Source organism: Mesorhizobium bavaricum (genome assembly GCF_056781655.1).
This window is the reverse complement of sequence record NZ_JBXAYV010000002.1, coordinates 25907-44559: the sequence shown is the minus strand read 5'-3', so window position 1 is coordinate 44559 and position 18653 is coordinate 25907. Positions and strand designations below refer to the sequence as shown.

Annotated in this window: 13 protein-coding genes and 3 pseudogenes; 12 read left to right on the top strand and 4 right to left on the bottom strand. The window is 56.3% G+C overall.

The genetic code is table 11. From position 1 onward, the window contains the following. Positions 1-77: 77 nt before the first annotated feature. Entirely contained in the window at positions 78-377 is a 300-nt protein-coding gene (locus AC1RZR_RS36465) for a hypothetical protein (protein ID WP_481829791.1), read from the bottom strand. Between the two features lie 106 nt (positions 378-483). Here AC1RZR_RS36465 and AC1RZR_RS36460 point away from each other — a divergent pair, with 106 nt between their 5' ends. The 5 genes from AC1RZR_RS36460 (at position 484) to purU (ending at position 6673) form a co-directional block, all read left to right on the top strand. Next, positions 484-900, top strand: coding sequence for an Lrp/AsnC family transcriptional regulator (locus AC1RZR_RS36460; RefSeq protein WP_481829790.1), 417 nt, complete (start codon positions 484-486; stop codon positions 898-900). A 389-nt stretch (positions 901-1289) separates the two neighbouring features. Continuing rightward, positions 1290-2651 carry an ArgE/DapE family deacylase gene (locus AC1RZR_RS36455; RefSeq protein ID WP_481829789.1) on the top strand — a complete coding sequence of 454 codons (1362 nt, stop codon included), beginning with the start codon at positions 1290-1292 and terminating at the stop codon, positions 2649-2651. A gap of 106 nt (positions 2652-2757) precedes the next feature. Next, the gene (locus AC1RZR_RS36450; RefSeq protein WP_481829788.1) at positions 2758-4161 is read left to right on the top strand and encodes an aspartate aminotransferase family protein; all 1404 of its coding nucleotides are present in this window, start codon (positions 2758-2760) and stop codon (positions 4159-4161) included. 161 nt (positions 4162-4322) lie between these two features. Beyond that, positions 4323-5732, top strand: coding sequence for an aldehyde dehydrogenase family protein (locus AC1RZR_RS36445; protein ID WP_481829787.1), 1410 nt, complete (start codon positions 4323-4325; stop codon positions 5730-5732). A gap of 56 nt (positions 5733-5788) precedes the next feature. After that, on the top strand, positions 5789-6673 hold the full coding sequence (gene purU / locus AC1RZR_RS36440; RefSeq protein WP_481829786.1) for a formyltetrahydrofolate deformylase: 885 nt from the start codon (positions 5789-5791) through the stop codon (positions 6671-6673). Between the two features lie 429 nt (positions 6674-7102). Here the strand turns inward: purU and AC1RZR_RS36435 are convergent, their stop codons facing one another. Further along, complete coding sequence (locus AC1RZR_RS36435; RefSeq protein WP_481829785.1) at positions 7103-7300, bottom strand: hypothetical protein; 198 nt, start codon at positions 7298-7300, stop codon at positions 7103-7105. An 86-nt stretch (positions 7301-7386) separates the two neighbouring features. After that, positions 7387-8271: a LysR substrate-binding domain-containing protein gene (locus AC1RZR_RS36430; protein WP_481829784.1), complete on the bottom strand. Its 885-nt coding sequence runs from the start codon at positions 8269-8271 to the stop codon at positions 7387-7389. Positions 8272-10164: 1893 nt separating this feature from the next. Here AC1RZR_RS36430 and AC1RZR_RS36425 point away from each other — a divergent pair. From AC1RZR_RS36425 to AC1RZR_RS36415, 3 genes are all read left to right on the top strand, one after another. Then, a complete protein-coding gene (locus AC1RZR_RS36425) occupies positions 10165-11007 on the top strand; it encodes an enoyl-CoA hydratase/isomerase family protein (RefSeq protein ID WP_481829783.1) in 843 nt (280 codons plus the stop codon). Positions 11008-11282: 275 nt separating this feature from the next. Then, entirely contained in the window at positions 11283-12479 is a 1197-nt protein-coding gene (locus tag AC1RZR_RS36420; protein WP_481829782.1) for an acyl-CoA dehydrogenase family protein, read from the top strand. Between the two features lie 49 nt (positions 12480-12528). Beyond that, on the top strand, positions 12529-13674 hold the full coding sequence (locus AC1RZR_RS36415) for an acyl-CoA dehydrogenase family protein (RefSeq protein WP_481829781.1): 1146 nt from the start codon (positions 12529-12531) through the stop codon (positions 13672-13674). Positions 13675-14075: 401 nt separating this feature from the next. Here AC1RZR_RS36415 and AC1RZR_RS36410 read toward each other — a convergent pair whose 3' ends face one another. Beyond that, entirely contained in the window at positions 14076-14549 is a 474-nt protein-coding gene (locus AC1RZR_RS36410) for a thioesterase family protein (RefSeq protein WP_481829780.1), read from the bottom strand. Positions 14550-15394: 845 nt separating this feature from the next. Between AC1RZR_RS36410 and betB the strand changes: the two genes are divergently transcribed. The 4 genes and pseudogenes from betB to AC1RZR_RS36390 form a co-directional block, all read left to right on the top strand. Next, positions 15395-16849: a betaine-aldehyde dehydrogenase gene (gene betB, locus AC1RZR_RS36405; RefSeq protein ID WP_481829779.1), complete on the top strand. Its 1455-nt coding sequence runs from the start codon at positions 15395-15397 to the stop codon at positions 16847-16849. A 13-nt stretch (positions 16850-16862) separates the two neighbouring features. After that, positions 16863-17069, top strand: a pseudogene (locus AC1RZR_RS36400) (3-methyl-2-oxobutanoate hydroxymethyltransferase); the annotation flags it as partial. Continuing rightward, positions 17066-17185, top strand: a pseudogene (locus AC1RZR_RS36395) (pantoate--beta-alanine ligase); the annotation flags it as partial. The pseudogenes AC1RZR_RS36400 and AC1RZR_RS36395, both read left to right, overlap by 4 nt. Positions 17186-17306: 121 nt before the next feature. Beyond that, a pseudogene (locus tag AC1RZR_RS36390) lies at positions 17307-17924 on the top strand (pantoate--beta-alanine ligase); the annotation flags it as partial. Positions 17925-18653: the final 729 nt, after the last annotated feature.

The following is an 18653-nucleotide window of genomic DNA, read 5'->3' as shown; positions in this document are numbered from 1 at the left end:
AATTCCTGCTGATCCGAGCTTGGTATTCCCCGGCGCAGCAGCTGCGGCGAAGCTCAATTATTCCAGATGGCCTGGTATCAGCGCGACGGAAGCACGATCGAAACGCTATGCGGAAAGGCCGCCTCAGACGTCAGTTCATTGGATTGGTGTGCGTTATGCGTCAGAAAAGCTAAAAGCAGGCATATAAACGGAGCTGTTATCAGTAACTCTAAAAAGGAAGACAATGCTTCTTCTGAAAAGAACTCAGATTCGAGACGTATCTCCAGCTTGCTGTTCATATATATAACCCCTAACAAACCTACCAACAGCTCAATCAGATGAACTGGATTTTGGGTGTCAAAATGCGGTTCCTCTAAAGCGTTGATTTTCAGGATCATATTCTGGCGTCATGCATAGCGTAAAGGTGAGCTTTGCTCACTAAATGCTAGTAATTCCTGGCAGATTGCGCTATTAAAATCGACAGGTTGCGTTGTGAGTGGTGCGATGGACGATTTTGATAGGCGGCTGATTGCGCTCCTCAGGCTGGATGGGCGAATGCCTATAGCGGCCCTTGCAGAGAAGCTGCAGGCCTCAAGAGGGACAGTCCAGAAGCGGCTTGATCGCTTGATATCGTCCGGCGCGGTCCGCGGGTTCACGGTGCGCACTCGACAAGAGGTGGACGAGACGATTTTGCGCGCGGTGATGGGTGTAAGGACCTCAAGCAAGAAGCCCGCCGCGCTCATTAAGGCCCTCAATGGGGTTCCGGAGGTTGTCTCGCTTTACACGACGAACGGCGTCTGGGATTACATCGCGGAACTTCGCGCTGAAAGCCTTGTAGATCTGGATCGTGCACTGCGAGAAATACGCAGTATTGACGGAGTTGCCTCGACTGAAACCAGTATTCTGCTTGCCGCCGTATGAGCGCTTGCCCGCAGCTTAATTTTTGACTGCCAACCCTCATTCGCCTGACATTTTCGAACGCATCGCCGCACGAGTTGCGCTCTCGTCGACTCAACACCACCACCCTCCGTAACCAGGTTATCATTCTGGTCGAAAACTATTGATCCGAACGCCTTGGTCGTGTGGACCGCCCGGACGAAGTAGACCTTCTTTGTTGCCGACGTGTGGCTGGCATGTGCCCCCCGGCTCGGTGAAGCGGGATAGCTGAAACGAGATCGTCGGCGCAGCCGCAGCATGGTGTCTATTTCCCCATAGCACTTTGCGCAAAGAAACTGGCATTTGGATATCAAACGGTAGCTTTGCGCTGCGCACAGGCGGCGATATCTTCTGAAAGATTCAGGAGAGCAAACGTGAACGAGCCCACATCTTTGCGGCATCCCGCTATTGAGGTTGCACTCGACAGATCTTCATTGGCGCCGGCCGATATCGAGCGCATCATCAAAGCGGTTGAGAATCGCTTTGATGAGCAGGTAGAGTTTTTGACACTGCTGGTGCGTGCTGCCTCGCTTCGAGGCAAAGAAGCCAGTGTTCAAAAAATTGTCTCCAACGCGCTCGAAGAACGTGGCTATGACGTTCGCAGCTTCGCGATCGATCCAGCTCGCATCGGCAAGGATCCGGCTTTCTCACCGACCAGGTTTGAACTCAAAGAATCTACCATTGTTGTTGGCTGCAAGCAGCCACCGCGAGAAGGCGGTAGGTCTCTGGCACTCAACGCACATGTCGATGTTGTGCCGGTCGGTACAAGCGCCAGTTGGAGATACGAACCGTTTTCGGCCACTCGCGACGGAGATTGGCTCTATGGCCGCGGTGCGGGTGACATGAAAGCTGGCCTGGCTGCAAACCTGTTTGCGCTCGATGCGCTTGCAGCCGCAGGCTTTGACCTGAAGGGTGCGGTCCAATTTCAGTCGGTCATCGAGGAAGAGACCACGGGTAACGGTGCGGCAATGGTTCTGGCGGAGGGTTTCCGCGCCGATGCCGTTCTCATCTCGGAGCCCACCGATGAGAAGGTTGTCAGCGCGAATACCGGGGTCATGAAATTTGCTATCACGGTTCAGGGGGTTCCCGCTCACCCACTTGAGGTCGCCTCCGGCAGGAGCGCAATCGACATCGCCGTTCGGACTATCGAGCATCTTCGCCAGCTCGAACAAAAGTGGCTTGCAGAGCGACCGGTTTCTCAGCCCGATTTCGCCGGCGTCGATAACCCAATAGCTTTGACAATTGGCACGATATCGGGAGGCGAGTGGCTCGCCTCGGTGCCAAGTGAGTGCCGCTTTGAAGGCCGCATTGGCTTCTATCCCGGCGACATCGTGGAGGCGCGCGCGGTAAGCTTTGAGAGCTTTGTCAAAAAAGCCTTCTTGGAAGATCCGCAGCTGAAAGGATGCCCTGAGCCGAACATCGAGTGGGTTGGTGTGAAGCAGGGTGGGTATGTTCTTGCGCCCGGAAGCGAAGCAGAAGCGCTTCTGGCAAGAGCACACTTCCTCGCCGACAGTTCCGAACGAGAACTTCAACGCTTCGTAATGCCTTGCTATCTCGATGCCGCTGTCTTTGCCTTACACGGCGGCATGACCAGCCTGGTTTACGGACCAATTGCCGAACACATCCATGCCGTTGATGAGCGCGTGAATTTGCCGTCCCTGTTGCGGGTTACAAAGGCTATCGCTTTGTTTGCCGCGGCTTGGTGTGGAGTAGAGGCTCGAGCGGAGAACGTGTAGGCCTCCTGTAGGCAGAGCATGCTTCCGACTGAAGCGTATGGGGCTTGTCGACAGTTCAGAGACCAGAAAAATTCGTCGCAGATGCCGCAGCGAAAGGGAGTTCAAAATGACCATAAACATCCAGGACATAAGCGAAAAGGACCGCAACTCTGTCCTGCATCCTTTCACGCAGCTGAAGGACTTTGCGAGCGGAAAGCTGGGCGAGCCGACCATCATGGAGACGGGCAAGGGCATCCGCATCCAGGATGCCCACGGCAAGCAGTTGATCGATGGCTTTGCCGGCCTCTACTGCGTCAATGTCGGCTACGGCCGCACCGAAGTGGCAGAAGCAATCTCGCGCCAGGCCTATCGCCTTGCCTACTACCACTCTTATGCAGCGCACACGACCGATGAGCTTGCGATCCTTTCCGATCGTCTCGTGAAGATGGCGCCTGGCAAAATGAGCAAGGTATTCTATGGCATGTCCGGCTCGGACGCCAACGAGACCCAGGCCAAGCTGGTCTGGTACTACAACAACCTGCGCGGCAAGCCCTCCAAGAAGAAGATTATCTCGCGTGAGCGCGGCTATCACGGTTGCAGTGTCGTCTCCGGCTCGATGACCGGCATGAGCTTCTATCACGACCATATGGACCTGCCGCTGCCGCAGATCATCCATACCGGGGTGCCTCATCACTATTGGGGCGCAACCCCGGGCGAAACCGAACGCGAATTTTCCGCGCGACGAGCCGTCGAGCTTGACGAGCTGATCGAACGCCTGGGTCCCGACAATGTCGGCGCCTTCATCGCCGAGCCTGTGCTCGGCACAGGCGGCATCACGCCTCCGCCAGAAGGCTATTGGGAGGCGATCCAACGGGTGCTAAAGAAGCACGACGTGCTCCTCATCGCCGACGAAGTGATCACCGGCTTTGGCCGAACGGGGTCGATGTTCGGCTCGCAGCACTATGGCATCGAGCCCGACCTGATTACGGTCGCGAAGGGTCTCACCTCTGCCTACTTCCCGCTCTCCGCGGCGATCGTTGGCGAAAAGGTCTACAAGGTGATGGAAGACGGCGCTGACAGGGTTGGCGCATTCTCTCACGGCTATACCTACTCGGGTCATCCGATCGGCGCCGCCACGGCCAACGCGGTTCTCGACATCGTCGAGAAAGAAGACCTCCCTGGCAATGCTCATGACGTTGGAGCATTTTTCCAAGCGCAGTTGAAGGAGAAATTCGCCCAGTTGCCGATCGTCGGCGAAGTGCGCGGCGTTGGCCTCATGGGCGCAATCGAGTTTGTGGCCGATCGGGACCAAAGGAAGCGTTTCGACCCGTCGCTAAAGGTTGGCGCGCGGATCTCAAAGGCTGCCCGAGACCGGGGGCTTGTCGCTCGCGCCATGCCGCACGGGGACATTCTGGGCTTTGCGCCGCCGCTCGTAACAACCAGGTCAGAAATCGAAGAGATCGTTGCAATCGCTGAAAGCGCCGTCCGCTTTGTTATGGATGAACTCGTTCGCGACGGCCAGAAAATCTGAGAGGGGACGACGGCCTAAGGGGTCCGGCCGCTATCACAAAGGCTCAGGTGGCAATCAACTGAATGCATCAAGTGAAGATAGGATGGGGCCCTTGCACCGCTGCTCTGACTAGAGACTTAGCAGCCGCGCATGCGGCGCATCATTAGAGAAGAAGCTTGCCTATGACCGCTGCTCAACTGCATATCACAACCGGCTTGGCGGCCATACCCGTATACAGCCCCTATGACGGGTCGCTTGTGGGAACGGTCGACGCTGCGGATGCAAGCGAGATCGGTGACCTCTTGACACGCGCCAGACGCGGGGCCGAGCTTTCCCGCAACCTGCCAAGGCACCGGCGCGCGAGCATCCTTGAAGACGCTGCAAGGATTGTCGAGCGCCGTCGCGACGCCTTCGCCGATACCATCGTCCGGGAGGCTGGAAAGACCATTGTTCAGGCGCGCAAGGAGGTCCTGCGCTGCGTCAACACGCTACAGCTCTCGGCTGAGGAAGCAAAGCGTAATGCCGGCGAGATCGTGCCCTTCGATGCGTATGTTGGATCAGAACAAAGGCAGGGTTGGTTCACGCGTGAACCGCTCGGGATCATCACCGCCATTACCCCCTACAATGATCCGCTGAACCTTGTGGCTCACAAGCTCGGTCCCGCGGTCGCCGGCGGCAATGCTGTTTTGCTGAAGCCATCGGAGCTGACGCCGCTTTCGGCGATCAGCCTCGTCGAAGCATTGCGCGATGCAGGCTTGCCAGAAGACGTCATAACCATTGCGGTTGGTGGTACAGATCTCGGCAAGGCCCTGGTCGCCGCACGCGACGTTCGTATGGTGTCGTTCACGGGGGGATTTGCTGCCGGAGAGGCCATCAGTCGCTCGGCAGGGCTCAAGAAACTAGCGATGGAACTCGGCGGCAATGCGCCTGTCATCGTCATGAATGATTGCGACTTCGACAAAGCGGTTGAAGGATCCGTCTCGGGTGCATTCTGGGCCGCTGGGCAAAACTGCATCGGAGCCCAGCGCATTTTAGTGCAGGCGGCACTCTATGACCGATACCGCGATGCCTTTGTCGCGGCAGCGAAAAAGTTGAAGGCAGGCGATCCGTCGCGCGAGGATACCGACGTCGGTCCGATGATCTCCAGAGAGGCCGTGGAACGCGTCGAGGCGGCAGTCAATGAGGCGATTGACGCGGGTGCGAAATTGTTGTGCGGACACCACCGCGAGGGCTCCCTCTACCATCCGACTGTGCTGGAAGGCACGCCTCAGACCTGCCGGCTATGGCAAGAGGAAGTGTTCGCGCCGGTCGTGATGCTTGCTCCCTTCGATACGCTTGATGAAGCCATCGAGATGGCCAACGTTCCGGAATACAGCCTGCATGCCGGCATATTTACCAGCAATCTCTCTGTCGCGCTTGAGGCGGCAAGAAGGATCGAGGCCGGCGGCGTGATGATCAACGATTCGTCGGACTATCGTTTCGATGCCATGCCCTTCGGGGGCTTCAAATACGGCAGTATGGGCAGAGAAGGTGTTCGCTTTGCCTACGAGGAGATGACTCAGCCAAAGGTAGTTTGCATCAATCACGGCTAGCCCCTGAGAACATGTCCGTGCGAGCAGCGCCCGGTCTTTTGCAAAGTGAGTTTGAAATGGCCCACTACGTACTAACGGTCTCATGCATATCAACTCGAGGTATCGTCGCCGCGATAGCTACTTTCCTGGCCGACCAAGGCTGTAACATTGTCGACAGTTCGCAGTTCGACGATCTCGACACCGGCAAATTCTTCATGCGCGTGTCCTTCCTCTCCGAGGAGGGTATTGGCCTGGCCGATCTGGTGGAAGGCCTAAAGCCGATCGCCGAGAAGTTTGCGATGGACGCTGAGATCCACGATGCCACCACGCGCATGAAGCTGCTGCTGATGGTCTCGCGGTTCGGCCATTGCCTCAACGACCTGCTCTACCGCTGGAAAATCGGCGCCCTGCCGATCGACATCGTTGGCGTCGTTTCCAATCATTTCGAATACCAGAAGGTCGTGGTCAATCACGACATTCCCTTCCACCACATCAAGGTAACCAAGGAGAACAAGGCGCAGGCCGAGGCCCAAATCCTCGACATTGTCGAGCAGACCGGCACCGAACTGATAGTGCTTGCCCGTTACATGCAGGTCCTGTCTGATGCCATGTGCAAGAAGATGTCGGGCCGCATCATCAACATCCATCACTCATTCCTACCCTCGTTCAAGGGCGCCAACCCGTACAAGCAGGCCTACGGGCGCGGCGTTAAGCTTATCGGCGCAACCGCGCATTATGTTACCGCCGATCTCGACGAAGGTCCGATCATCGAGCAGGACACGGTGCGCGTCACCCATGCGCAGTCAGCGGATGACTACGTCTCGATCGGCCGCGACGTCGAAAGCCAGGTTCTGGCGCGCGCCATCCACGCCCATATCCATCACCGCGTATTTCTGAACCGCCATCGAACCGTCGTTTTTCCGGCAAGCCCGGGAAGCTACGCTTCTGAGCGCATGGGCTAAGCGGTTAAGCACACCATCGACTGCAAGCAATGCTCCGGCGAAGCAAGCGGCTTTTGACCTCGAGCGAACAAAGGATATCAAGGCATGACCTGCGGTGGGAGTCGTTGGCGACATCCGGCGAGTTACGCCTATCTCACCAAGGGCCAACGCCGCGTTCCTCCTGCCGAACCATCCGCGGAGCCGGCACGACTATGCATCTTGCGCGCCGAGTCCGGCGAGGACATCCCCCGGCAATATGAGGGCGCTCCCCGTGCACTCTTCCTGAATCGGTAGTCGGCGTTGTCGACGCCTACTTCTCAGCTAGCTTTCCAGGTGCCCGCCTTGGAATTGGGCAACGAGATTGACGCGATCTTCCGCCCGGCGAATTCCCGAGCGAAGGAAGGTAGTGAGATTTGCAGGATCGGCTTGTGCAACTATTCGAAGGGGCACTTACCCTGTTCCTGCCAGCATTTTCTTGCGGCGGCGAAAACCTTCGTCACGATCTTGCTTGCGGCCCGTTTCGTCGCGAACCTTGAACAGGTCGCGCATCGTCTTTCCAACATTCAACGACCAGGCGCCAGATAGGGCGATCGAGCCCAGCAAAATCCATTCAATTCGCAGAGAGAGCACCCATGCGGTGAGTATCAACGCCAAGTCGCCTGGGAATAGAATCGGTACCGGTCGAGTCCATTGGAGGCTCTGACATGTGGCAACCAGGAAGTGACGGCGTGAGACTAGTTAGTGCGCTCCTTAGCAGAAATTTCCAGCAACCATGAGCGCATCAACTTCGCCTCTGGGGAGAGCGCTTTATTGTCACTCCACGTCACAAACCAATCTCCCGGTGCAGGCAGCTCAAGGTCAGTTATCCTGCATAGCTTGCCCTCATCTATCAACGTCTTCACCAAGCTATCCAATCCGATGGCGATACCCTGGTCGGCTAGGGCAGCCTGGATTGTCCCGAACATCTTGCTAAACTTTGGTCCTCGCAGTGTTCCATAAGGAATTCCAGTCCGCCGGAACACCTCATCCCACCCGTTCCAGTCTGCATCTACCCAATTGACGTGCAGAAGTGGAAGCTCAGGTAGGGATTCGGATGTGATAGCGCGGTGCTCCTGTAAGTAGCCCGGGCCGCACACCGGAAATATCATATCGGGAAACAACAATTCCGCAATCTCGCCCTGCCATGAGCCTAAACCGTAGCGGATACACAGATCGACCTCCGCCCGCTTGTAATCACGCGTATCATTGGACACGAGGTGGTCCACGGAAATTTCCGGAAATCTCTTCCAAAAGTCAGGCATGCGCGGCATAAGCCACATCGATGCGAACCCATCTGATGAAGCAATAGTCACATTTTTGGGACGATCACCTCGCTTGATCGTTCTGACAATTTGAGACGCCTGGGAAAAGCCGCTTGCGAGCACCGCGTAAAGATCCTCGCCCGGACTGGTGAGCGAGATCCCGGATGATTTGTTCCTTACAAAAAGCGCAACTCCAAGTTCTGCCTCAAGCACCTTGATCTGGTGGCTAACAGCGCTCGGCGTGACGTTGAGCTCGGAAGCTGCGAGCTTGAATGACAGATGTCTCGCGGAGGCTTCAAAAATTGCCAGAGCTGTCAATGAAGGGAGATCATAATATCGACGGACCATTACCTCCCCCAAGCACACCATGTCCTCGCCAAAGGGACCTATCCAGCTTAGCATTTAAGCGAGATTTTTGCACGAGTTCGAATGCCCACGTTGGCGCAATGGTTGCGGATCCTCTGCCTTCTCCTGCAACATTGCTGCCTGGCAGATGGCCATCCGCACCTCGGATCTCGCCTCAGTTAGCCGTGTTGATCAGACTTAGCAATCTCGGCAGCCCGCTGTGGCGCTCAGCATTTCGCCCCAAGCGCCGCGCAGCCCGTCATCGGTGGCTGTCATTCCCGTGCAGTCGATCTGACGATCGAGCCGGAGGCATGCCGGGCGTTGCAGCAGAAGCGGGATGGATGCCCATCGCCGCCAGCCTGGCACGAAGCACTGCCATCGCCTGATGCGGGTCGAGATGAATCTCATCGGAAACAGCAATCCACGGCGAAAGCTACCGGGAAGTCGGCCTCCAGCATCGCAATTTCTTCTTCACCGACACGCCGATGTCCCGACTTCGACTGACGAACCAAGTCAGTTCGACGTATCTTGCGGCTGGGCCACGACCGGCGTCCCAGCCGTGTCAACCGATCCAGCAGAGCCGCACTACACTAGTCGACCGCGTCCGAGATCCAGCACCGGCTGCTCGGCACTCTCACGCTTGCACCGTGGCGCGCCTGCATGCTGCCGGTGAACCACCACGCATTGCCGCTGAGGCCATGCCTTACCGCCACGACGGTCACCGCCGCGCCTCGTGTGGCGAGTTCGAAGGCGGTGTGGGGCCTCGACGATGCACACCCCTTCTGACAAGCTTCAGAGACGCTTGCCTCGGGATATTTCGCTACCATCGGAAGATTCCGTGCGCTCGCGCAGACGCGGTCCTGAACGCGGGGGGATCACCCTAACACGCGGTTTGCGAGGTAGTTGCCATATCAAAGGCTGCTTTGAGCGCAATGACGGACCGGAATGACACGCAGGGATTGTGCAAATTGTCATCACAGGTGGTTCAGATAGTGCATCGGAAGCCTTCGGCCGGGCACGGCTGCGCAACCTGAATGCGACTCCCGAGGCGGATATGAGCGTCAAAAGAGGAGGCTTGAGCAAAGAGCGCTCGAAGGGGACACACGCTCGACTTCCTAGTCATTGACAACGCCACTATTGGTTCGTCCGGTGGAACGCCGGCCATTGCGAAACAAAGCGCTGTCGCGATCTGGGACTTTCACCACCGGACCAGTTTCGCTGACCGAGGTTGACCGCAAATCAGGTCGACAGTTCGCAGTCCTGCCATCAAATGGCGTCGCCTTCGACGTCGATGCCGAATGTTGTAAATCAGCCGGACGGCCGGCGAAGCGGCGGCGACACTTCCGTCATGCCCACGATCATGGTGCTATCGGCGACATCGCTTCGACACACCTAGCGGTCCCTATTCCAGTCGCCCCAAGGAGCGGCTGATATGGCCATGAAGAACCGGTCCATCTCGTCGCCATATGTCTTACAGAAGGGCACAAAATCGTTGGGCCACATCTTTGCACCGCCTCTGCCATCATCGATCTGGATGAAGACAAGTTGCGCAACCGCATGAGCTAAGCCTCATGGGCATGCCAATGCGGTGCCGGGTCTCGCGCCGCAATTCCGGGGTGTCGACGGACGCGAACCGCCAATAAGGCCGTTTGGCGGTACGCTCAGCTATGTGACATGAAATGGGGAAAGACTGCATAGCAGTTTGAATTCGCTAGGAATTCACCAGGTAGGTGATTTTTTTGTGAACCTCATCCTGGAGGAAAACTGGTATCTGTACATGACCGTGCTGCGTACTCGGTTTGGGGACGCTCTCCACGGCGGGTGCCCCTGGCGCGCCGGCTGAAAACCACTTCCAACGAGGTTCCCATGAACTCTGAAATCGCGAGTATCGCAGACTACCAGCACCTTTTGTATGAGGTGGATGCCGACCACATTTGCTGGTTGACGCTCAATCGGCCAGAGAGAATTAACGCAATGAATAAGCGCCTCATTGCTGAACTCAGGGACGGTCTGCTCAAGGCGGATGAAGACGAGAACGTAAACGTTATCGTTATTCGCGGAAGCGGGAGGGGCTTTTGTTCCGGACATGACCTTAAAGAAGATGCTGAAGATACCTGGTCATCCGTTTTCGAGTGGCGCACATATGGCTTTAGACAGTTTGATGAATTCACGACGCCTTGGCGGATAACCAAACCCGTTATTGCATCTGTTCATAGTGTCGCTATCGGAAAAGGTTTTGAACTCTCATTGTTTTGTGATGTTACTATTGCAAGTTCAGATACGAAAATGGGTTACAATGAATTTCGCTACGGAATTAGCGGGATGTGCATGTTCTTGCCCTGGCTTGTTAATATGAAGACAGCAAAGGACATAATGCTCACAGGAGGTGAAGTTTCTGCGCATCGAGCCAAAGAAATCGGCCTGGTTACTGAGGTGGTTGAACCTGGTGAATTGCACGAAGCTACCAAGCGTAAGGCCAAACTTATGGCCGCGATGCCGCGTGAAATGCAGCAGATGCACAAAATGTATCTAAACCGGGTCTATGAGATGCAGGGGTTGAAAACTGCGACGGACTACTATTTGGAGCAGATTGCAATTATGTCGCCCCAAGCAATGCCACAATATGGCGAAATGCAGAAGGCGATAAGAGAGCATGGGCTACGCGGTGCTCTTGATAAAGCTCAGGAGCGCTACAAGGGTCTCGACTGAAGAATTGGTCAGTTTCTCCTTTTAGCTGGTCGCTAAAGGAGGTCGCACTCCTCGGTTCGCTGCGTGGTTCATTTGCTTCCGATTAGGTTCGGTGGAAATGGTGCGCGGCGGCTGGGGAGTTGTTCAGCGACGCTGCCCCTGGAGGCGTGCAGCAAGATCCGCTGCTGGCGACCTGAACGATCGCGGACGACGCCTATCTTCGGCCGCGACCTTGCGGTGCATACTCGCCGACCTGCCGGCCCTCCGTGCGCGGTCTAACCTAGTTGGAGATCACAATGGACCTCGTGTTTGCAGAAGAAGAACAGGCGTTCCGCGAGGAAGTGCGCCATCTCCTACTGGACGGTGTACCACCTGAGACACGCCGCAAACTCTCGGAAGGCCGCCAATTGTCAAAGGACGAAATTGCAGCGGGAACGAGGATCCTTCATTCGAAGGGTGTCCCAAGTTGGCCAAGGGAATACGGAGGAGCAGAATGGTCTCCTATCCAGCAGTATATTTTCGAAGAAGAGGTGCAGGCATTTCCCGCCCGGATGTTGTTCGGCTACGGCGCTTCCATTGTCGGTCCGCTCATCTACACATTTGGGAATGAGGCGCAGAGAAAATACTTTCTGCCTCGTATCATCAACGCCGACGATTGGTGGTGCCAAGGCTTCTCGGAGCCGGGAGCGGGCTCTGACCTTGCATCGCTGAAAACACGCGCGGTGCGCGATGGCGATCATTATATTGTCAATGGTCAAAAGATCTGGACGACCGGGGCTCAATATGCCGATTGGATCATTTGCCTGGTCAGGACCAACCTCGATGTGAAGAAGCAGGAGGGCATCTCATTCCTCCTAATCGACATGAAGACGCCTGGTGTCACCGTGCGTCCGATCAAGATGATTGATGGCAGTTACGATGTGAATGAGGTCTTCTTTTCTGATGTGCATGTTCCGATCGAAAACCTGATCGGTGAAGAGAACAAGGGATGGACTTATACCAAGGTGGTCCTCGACAACGAACGTGTCATCGACGCCGGCGTTGGCATCACCAAGGAGCGCATTCAGTGGATCAAAGATCTTGCTGCACAGTGTTTTGATGGCGGGACGCGACTAGTTGATCAACCGAGCTTCCGCAAGAAACTTGCCGCACTCGAAGTTGAGCTGAAAGCATTTGAAATCACGTATCTGCGAGTAGTTGCAAAGGCGTCGAAACAAAAGGCAGGCGAACACGACCCCACTAGCTCAATTCTCAAGTTGAGGGGCTCGGAAGTCGAGCAGAATGCTACGTCGCTTCTCATGGATGTCCTCGGCCCTTACGCACTTCCTGAATTGTCGGACGACGATAGTGAGAGCTGTATCGGCTCGCCGTTTGGTGCCTACGGGGCAAAGACAATTGTGCCTGCCTGTTTCTACAGTCGCGCGGCCACAATCTACGCAGGCTCAAGCGAGATCCAGAAGAACATTATCGCGAAGGCGATCCTCGGCCTCTAGCTTTCTGAGGTCGACCGTATCTCGCCTTGGTTTCAGGAGACATAATCCAGTGAATTTTGATCTTACGGAAGAGCAGCGGCTGCTGAAGGACAGTGTCTCGCGACTGATGCTCGACAAGTATGGGTTCGGCGATCGCAACGGGTATCGGGCTCAGAAGCGCGGATATAGCGAGACGATGTGGGCAAGCTACGCCGAACTCGGGCTTGTAGCGATGCCGTTTGCGGAAGAATATGGTGGTTTCGGCGGTGGGCCGGTTGAGACCATGATCGTGATGGAAGCCTTTGGCGAGGCGCTGATCCTTGAGCCCTATTTCGCGACGGTGGTGCTTGCTGGCGGCATCCTCCGTCATGGAGCCAGCCACACTCAAAAGGCGGCGCTTATTCCCGCCATCGCCCAGGGCCAGGCAAAGTTTGCTTTTGCTTACCTCGAGCCCAAGTCTCGCTATGACCTCTTCGATGTTAAAACGCTTGCGACGAAAGATGGCGACAGCTGGATACTGAGCGGCACAAAGGGGCTCGTGCTGCACGGCGATTCAGCCGATAAGATTATCGTGTCTGCTCGAACGAGCGGTGATACCAGACAAGAGTATGGTATTGGCCTTTTCCTGGTTGAGGCTGATGCGCCGGGCCTTGAGTGTCGTGGTTATTCGACACACAGTGGTCTGCGTGCGGCTGATATAACACTCGAGCATGTGCGAGTTGATGCGGCCGATGTCATCGGCGACCCGGCTAATGCCTTCCCGGTTATCTCCCGCGTCGCCGAGGAGGCGATTGCAGCGTTGTGCGCAGAGGCTGTCGGCGCATTTAGCAGAATGCAGGCGATCACGCTCGACTACCTAAAAACGCGAGAGCAGTTTGGTAGGAAAATCGGCAGCTTTCAGGTGTTGCAGCATCGGGCTGTGGACATGCTTGTAGAGTTGGAGCAGTCGCGCTCGATGGCCATGTACGCTGCACTTATGCTCGACGAAAGTGATGAGACCGAGCGCGAGCGCGCGATTTCGGCGGCTAAGGTCCAGATTTGCCGGTCGGCGAAAGCGATCGGGAATCAATCGATCCAGCTCCACGGCGGCATCGGAATGACAATGGAGTACAGCATCGGTCACTACTTTAAGCATGTGACCATGATCGACAAATTGCTTGGCGATGCGGATCACCACTTAGGGCGTCTGGCTGCCCTTGGAGGACTAAGCAGCTAGCAAGAGTCTAGTTGCAGATGGTGAACTGATTCCGGACCTGCTGAAGATTGTCCAGGGTGCCCAATTCTACGATGGCACGTTTCGAGCTTTTGCTGCTCGGCCTTCACAAGGGGGGAAATCTGCATAGATCGCTCCACAACGTACGGACCATGCATGAACAAGACTTCTAACTGCGGAATGCAGGCTGCGCATGTTCGAAGTTGCGATGAGCGGGCGGAAATGATGGAGCGAGTGGCTGCGACCGCGATGTAGCGGCGGCCAAGTCGACGAAGATCCGGTTGGCGCCAGGCGTAAATCTCCTTCTCGCACCTTCGAATGCGCCATCTGCTCCCTTCTTATGCCTGGCAGAACTCAACCAAAAGCCGGCAACCCCGTCGATATCGTCCGCGGACCGAGGAGGATCATTCGTGCACCCTCCTCTTGATCGCGATCGCTCGACCGGCGCGGACAGGGACACCCTGCGATGCGTGGGTGGCTTGCACCTGTTCCAGGTTCGCAAGGATGTCCGGGGGAAATGGCACTACCTTCGGACCTGCCATGTCGACGTGAAGGGATAGCTGTTCCGACGTTGCGGCCAGCCATCCATCGATGTGGCGAAGCTCTTGGTAGAAGTGCAAGCGCTTCTCGTCGTGGTCCAGAAGCTGAAATGTTGCAGTGACGTTGTGTCCAAGGTGGAGTTCCCGGACATAACAGACATGGACTTCAGCAGAATAATTCGACAAAGCGCGCGTGCGTGCGTACCTGGCGCCGAGCCCGATCTTCTCGAATGCATCCTCACCGGACCGGTCAAAGAGAACGTGATAGTAGGCCATGTTTAGATGGCCGTTGTAATCTATCCAGTCCTTCTCGATTACCATGACAGGCGAAATAATCATGGTTGCAGCTTACTCCTAACTTGATCGTGTCAGCTGTGGCAGGCGGAATTGTCAGTCAACGACCGCTGATCCCTAGCATCTTTTAGATCCGCCACCCCGCGGGACAAATGGACAGTTGCGCCGATCCGATGACCGAGAAGCGTGGCAACGTCGCTGTAGCGTGCGCAGCGATATAGGATAGAGCGCCGCCCCCTCCAGGGCAAAAGACCGAAGCCAAGCAGATATTCGCCTAAGTCAGCGACTGCACGCTGCCCCGCTATGACGTAAGCGTCACAATAGGCAAACAGCATGGCGCCGGAGACGGCCGCCCAAAGCCCGCTAACTCACTACTCTTCACCTCGCTGACAGCGGCCTTTGCATTGGACCCAATTTGGGGTGCCGCGCGGTCGCAAAGCCGGCCACGACCCAGTCAGCCGCACGACGGTCGCGCAGCACCCTAGGCGCCTTGGGAGGCGGTAATGAAAGCGTATCAACAGACATGGCGTTTCTGAAGGCGTGACAGCCTTGTGTCGCCGGCCATCCGCCAACGAAGCGGCCCCGCATACCCGACCATACCAACGAAATCAACGATGACACAGTCGCGGGTGAAAGCCCCACGCGTACAACGCCGGGTGATGGGTTGCCCCTAAATAACATTAGCCTGCTCAGTGCGCCTCGATGTCGACTTTATAGTGGAGCTTTCGGCGCGCGTCAGGCGAAAGAAAATCACCAGCCGCATTACTTTTTTTGCGCTCCCAACCATAGCCAGGGGTGATACCGGTGATCTTAACCTAGCAGCAGGTGCGTCTGCATAGGAGCGCTTAAACCGACCCATGCTTGCATAGTAAACTCGAGGTGCAACCGGAATGAAATTTCAGCCCAAGGCCAGCCACTTCATCGATGGAGAATACGTTGAGAGCGCAGGCGGGGAACCGATCGAGGTTATATATCCGGCAAACGGCGAGACAATCGCGCGACTTAGCGCCGCCACACCAGAAATAGTGGAAAAGGCGCTGCAATCAGCAAAGAGCGCGCAAAAAAAGTGGGGCTCTGCGACAGGCGCCGAGCGCGGACGTGTTCTGCGCCGGGCAGCCGAAATATTGCGTGCCACCAATCACGACCTCTCTGTACTAGAGACGCACGACACCGGAAAACCTATCCAGGAAACACTCGTTGCAGATGCATCTATCGGAGCCGATGCACTGGAGTATTTTGGCGGATTGGCTGCTGGTTTGACTGGTGAGTACATAACTCTCGCGAATGGGGATTTTGCCTTTACCGTACCGGAGCCGCTTGGCGTATGTGTGGGTATAGGCGCTTGGAATTATCCGATTCAAATCGCCTGTTCCAAGGCGGCCCCGGCATTGGCTTGCGGCAACGCCATGATTTTCAAGCCCTCTGAAACTACGCCGCTATCTGCACTGAAGCTTGCGGAAGTGCTCTTGGAAGCCGGTGCCCCGAAGGGCATCTTCAATGTTGTGCAGGGATACGGCGATGTTGGAGCCGCCCTCGTAGCCGATCGGCGCGTCGCCAAAGTGTCCCTTACCGGATCTGTTTCGACAGGGCGCAAAGTATACGCTGCTGCAGCCGAGGGGATGAAGCACGTCACAATGGAACTTGGCGGAAAATCTCCACTGATCGTTTTTGACGACGCGGATCTCGAGAATGCCGTGAGTGGTGCCATCTTAGGAAACTTCTTCTCATCAGGACAGATCTGCTCTAATGGCACTCGCGTCTTCGTGCAAAAGCGAATAAAGACAGCCTTTCTTGAAAAATTGTGCTCTAGACTGGCATCGATTAAAATCGGCGACCCGATGGACCCTGAGGTCAACTTCGGACCTATGGTAAGCGAGCGCCAGTTGGAGATAGTGAAGGCCTACATTGCCCGGGGCCTCGCGGAGGGCGCGCGACTGGTTTACGGAGGGCTTCAGTTGAACAGGCCAGGTTTTTTTGTGCAGCCGACGGTTTTTGCTGATGTGACTGACGAAATGACGATAGCGCGGGAGGAAATCTTTGGTCCCGTCATGTCAGTGCTGGAATTCGAAACCGAAGAGGAGGTAGTCATACGAGCCAATTCGACAGAGTTCGGTCTCGCGGCAGGCGTATTCACTGATGACCTTACGCGAGCCCATCGTGTAGCAAAGGAATTCGAAGCAGGAATCTGCTTTATCAATACCTATAACATTATGCCGGTGGAAATTCCGGTTGGTGGCTCAAAGTTATCGGGTGTCGGCCGGGAAAATTCCAAGCTCGCATTGCAGTACTACACAGAGATGAAAACGATTTATGTATCGTTGAATGGAGTGCGATCCCCATACTAGCTTGAGTTCTCGTGACGGGCAGATCCTGGTGGTCGATGATTTGCTGGGCATGTTCACCGACTTTCGACGGAAATTTGTCAGGCGATACGCCGAACTCGGTCAGGAGGCCGGCGCCGCAATAGCCGAATATGCAAAGGACGTGGCCAAGCGGCGCTTTCCAGCCCGCCGAAAACGTTTCGGCGATACACCAAAATCCCTTGCTGGAGAGGACGCAGCATGAGTGTCGCCATCGTTCGGACTGTCGCAGACCTTCGGGCAATTGTTGCCGGCTGGCGTGGCCAAGGCATGAAGGTGGCTGTTGTGCAGACTATGGGTGCTCTGCATGAGGGACACCTCAGCCTCGTGCGGGCAGCGCTTGTCCAAGCCGACCGGGTAATTGTGACCCTGTTCGTCCAATCCGAAGCAGTTCAACAACCAGTCCGATCTCGGAGCATATCCGCGCACAGAGGACGACGATGTCGGCAAACTGACACCACTCGGCGCGCACTTGCTCTATGCGCCCGAAGGTATCGACATTTATCCGGATGGATTCGCCACCACGGTTACTGTCAACAGCGTCAGCGAAGGGGCTGTGCGGCGAGTACCGTCCGGGACACTTCGGCGGCGTGGCTACCGTGGTGGCAAACTCTTTCTGCAGACCAGCGCCGATCTGGCCTTCTTCGGGGAGAAAGATTTCCAGCAGTTGCACGTCGTGCGGCGCATGGCGTTTGATCTTGATATTCCAATCACCATTGTCGGCTGTCCAACGGTCCGCGCGATCGATGGCCTTGCCCTGTCCTCGCGCAACACCAGGCTATCGTCGTCGGAGCAAAAGGTGCCGCCGCTGCTCGCGTCGACCCTGAGGGAGGTGGCGCAATTACTTTCGCGCGGCGCGTCGGTTGATCAAATGCTTTGGCAAGCGCGCGCGACAATACTTTCCGCGGGCTACTCAAAAGTCGAATATCTGGAACTGCGGGCGGAGGAAAATTTGCAGCGCTTGCACGAACTCAACCGCCCCGCGCGATTGCTGGTGGCGGCATGGCTCGGTGAGACGAGACTGATCGACAATGTCGAGGTACGGCCTGCGGGGTCTTGAGCCATGACCGCAGAGCGCCTTGACGGACTAGCCCTGCCATCACTTCGAAATGAGGGTGCGTATCCACGACATTGCTGTCAGATCGGAAAAAATCGGGTAGAAGCGGCAAGCGGATAAGACAGCTTCGAGCTGCTTGGCTCACCAACGCGACGGCGTCAACGTTTATCTTCCTGTAGACTTGATCACCTGCCGGAGACGGGCTTGAGAAGGCTCGCGCCGGAAAACCAGGATCGATTGGATCGTATTCCATGTGGTTAGATGCCGACTGGAAGGAGGCCGGCCATTGATCACACCTCCTCTTCCAATGACCTCCGAGAGCGTGTTGTAGCTGAGATGGCGACAGCGGCGAGAGAAGCGGTCGGTTACGGCCCGGATTGCTATTGCTGTATCGTAGGCTGAACTGTCTCCCAGAACTACCGTCACGGGCAACTGCGGCTATCAGTTCGCGTTCGCAGCGAAAGACCAGATTACGGCCACGCGGTTTCGAATAGGGCCATGCGGCGGCATTACATCGCGCTCTCGCAATTGCGGACCTTCGGTCGGTCGATGCAGATTCAGCAACGAACGCCGCGACAAAGTGGGAAACCCGTGATCGGAGTCTTTCGCCATCCCTACACGGCAAAGAACGGGCAACGATTACCCTGTCTCACCGCCGCCCTCCTCTCCGCCGAATTCGGACTGCGGACTAGTGGCCCCGAAGTGGATTCGGATTGCTCTAAAAAAGTCACC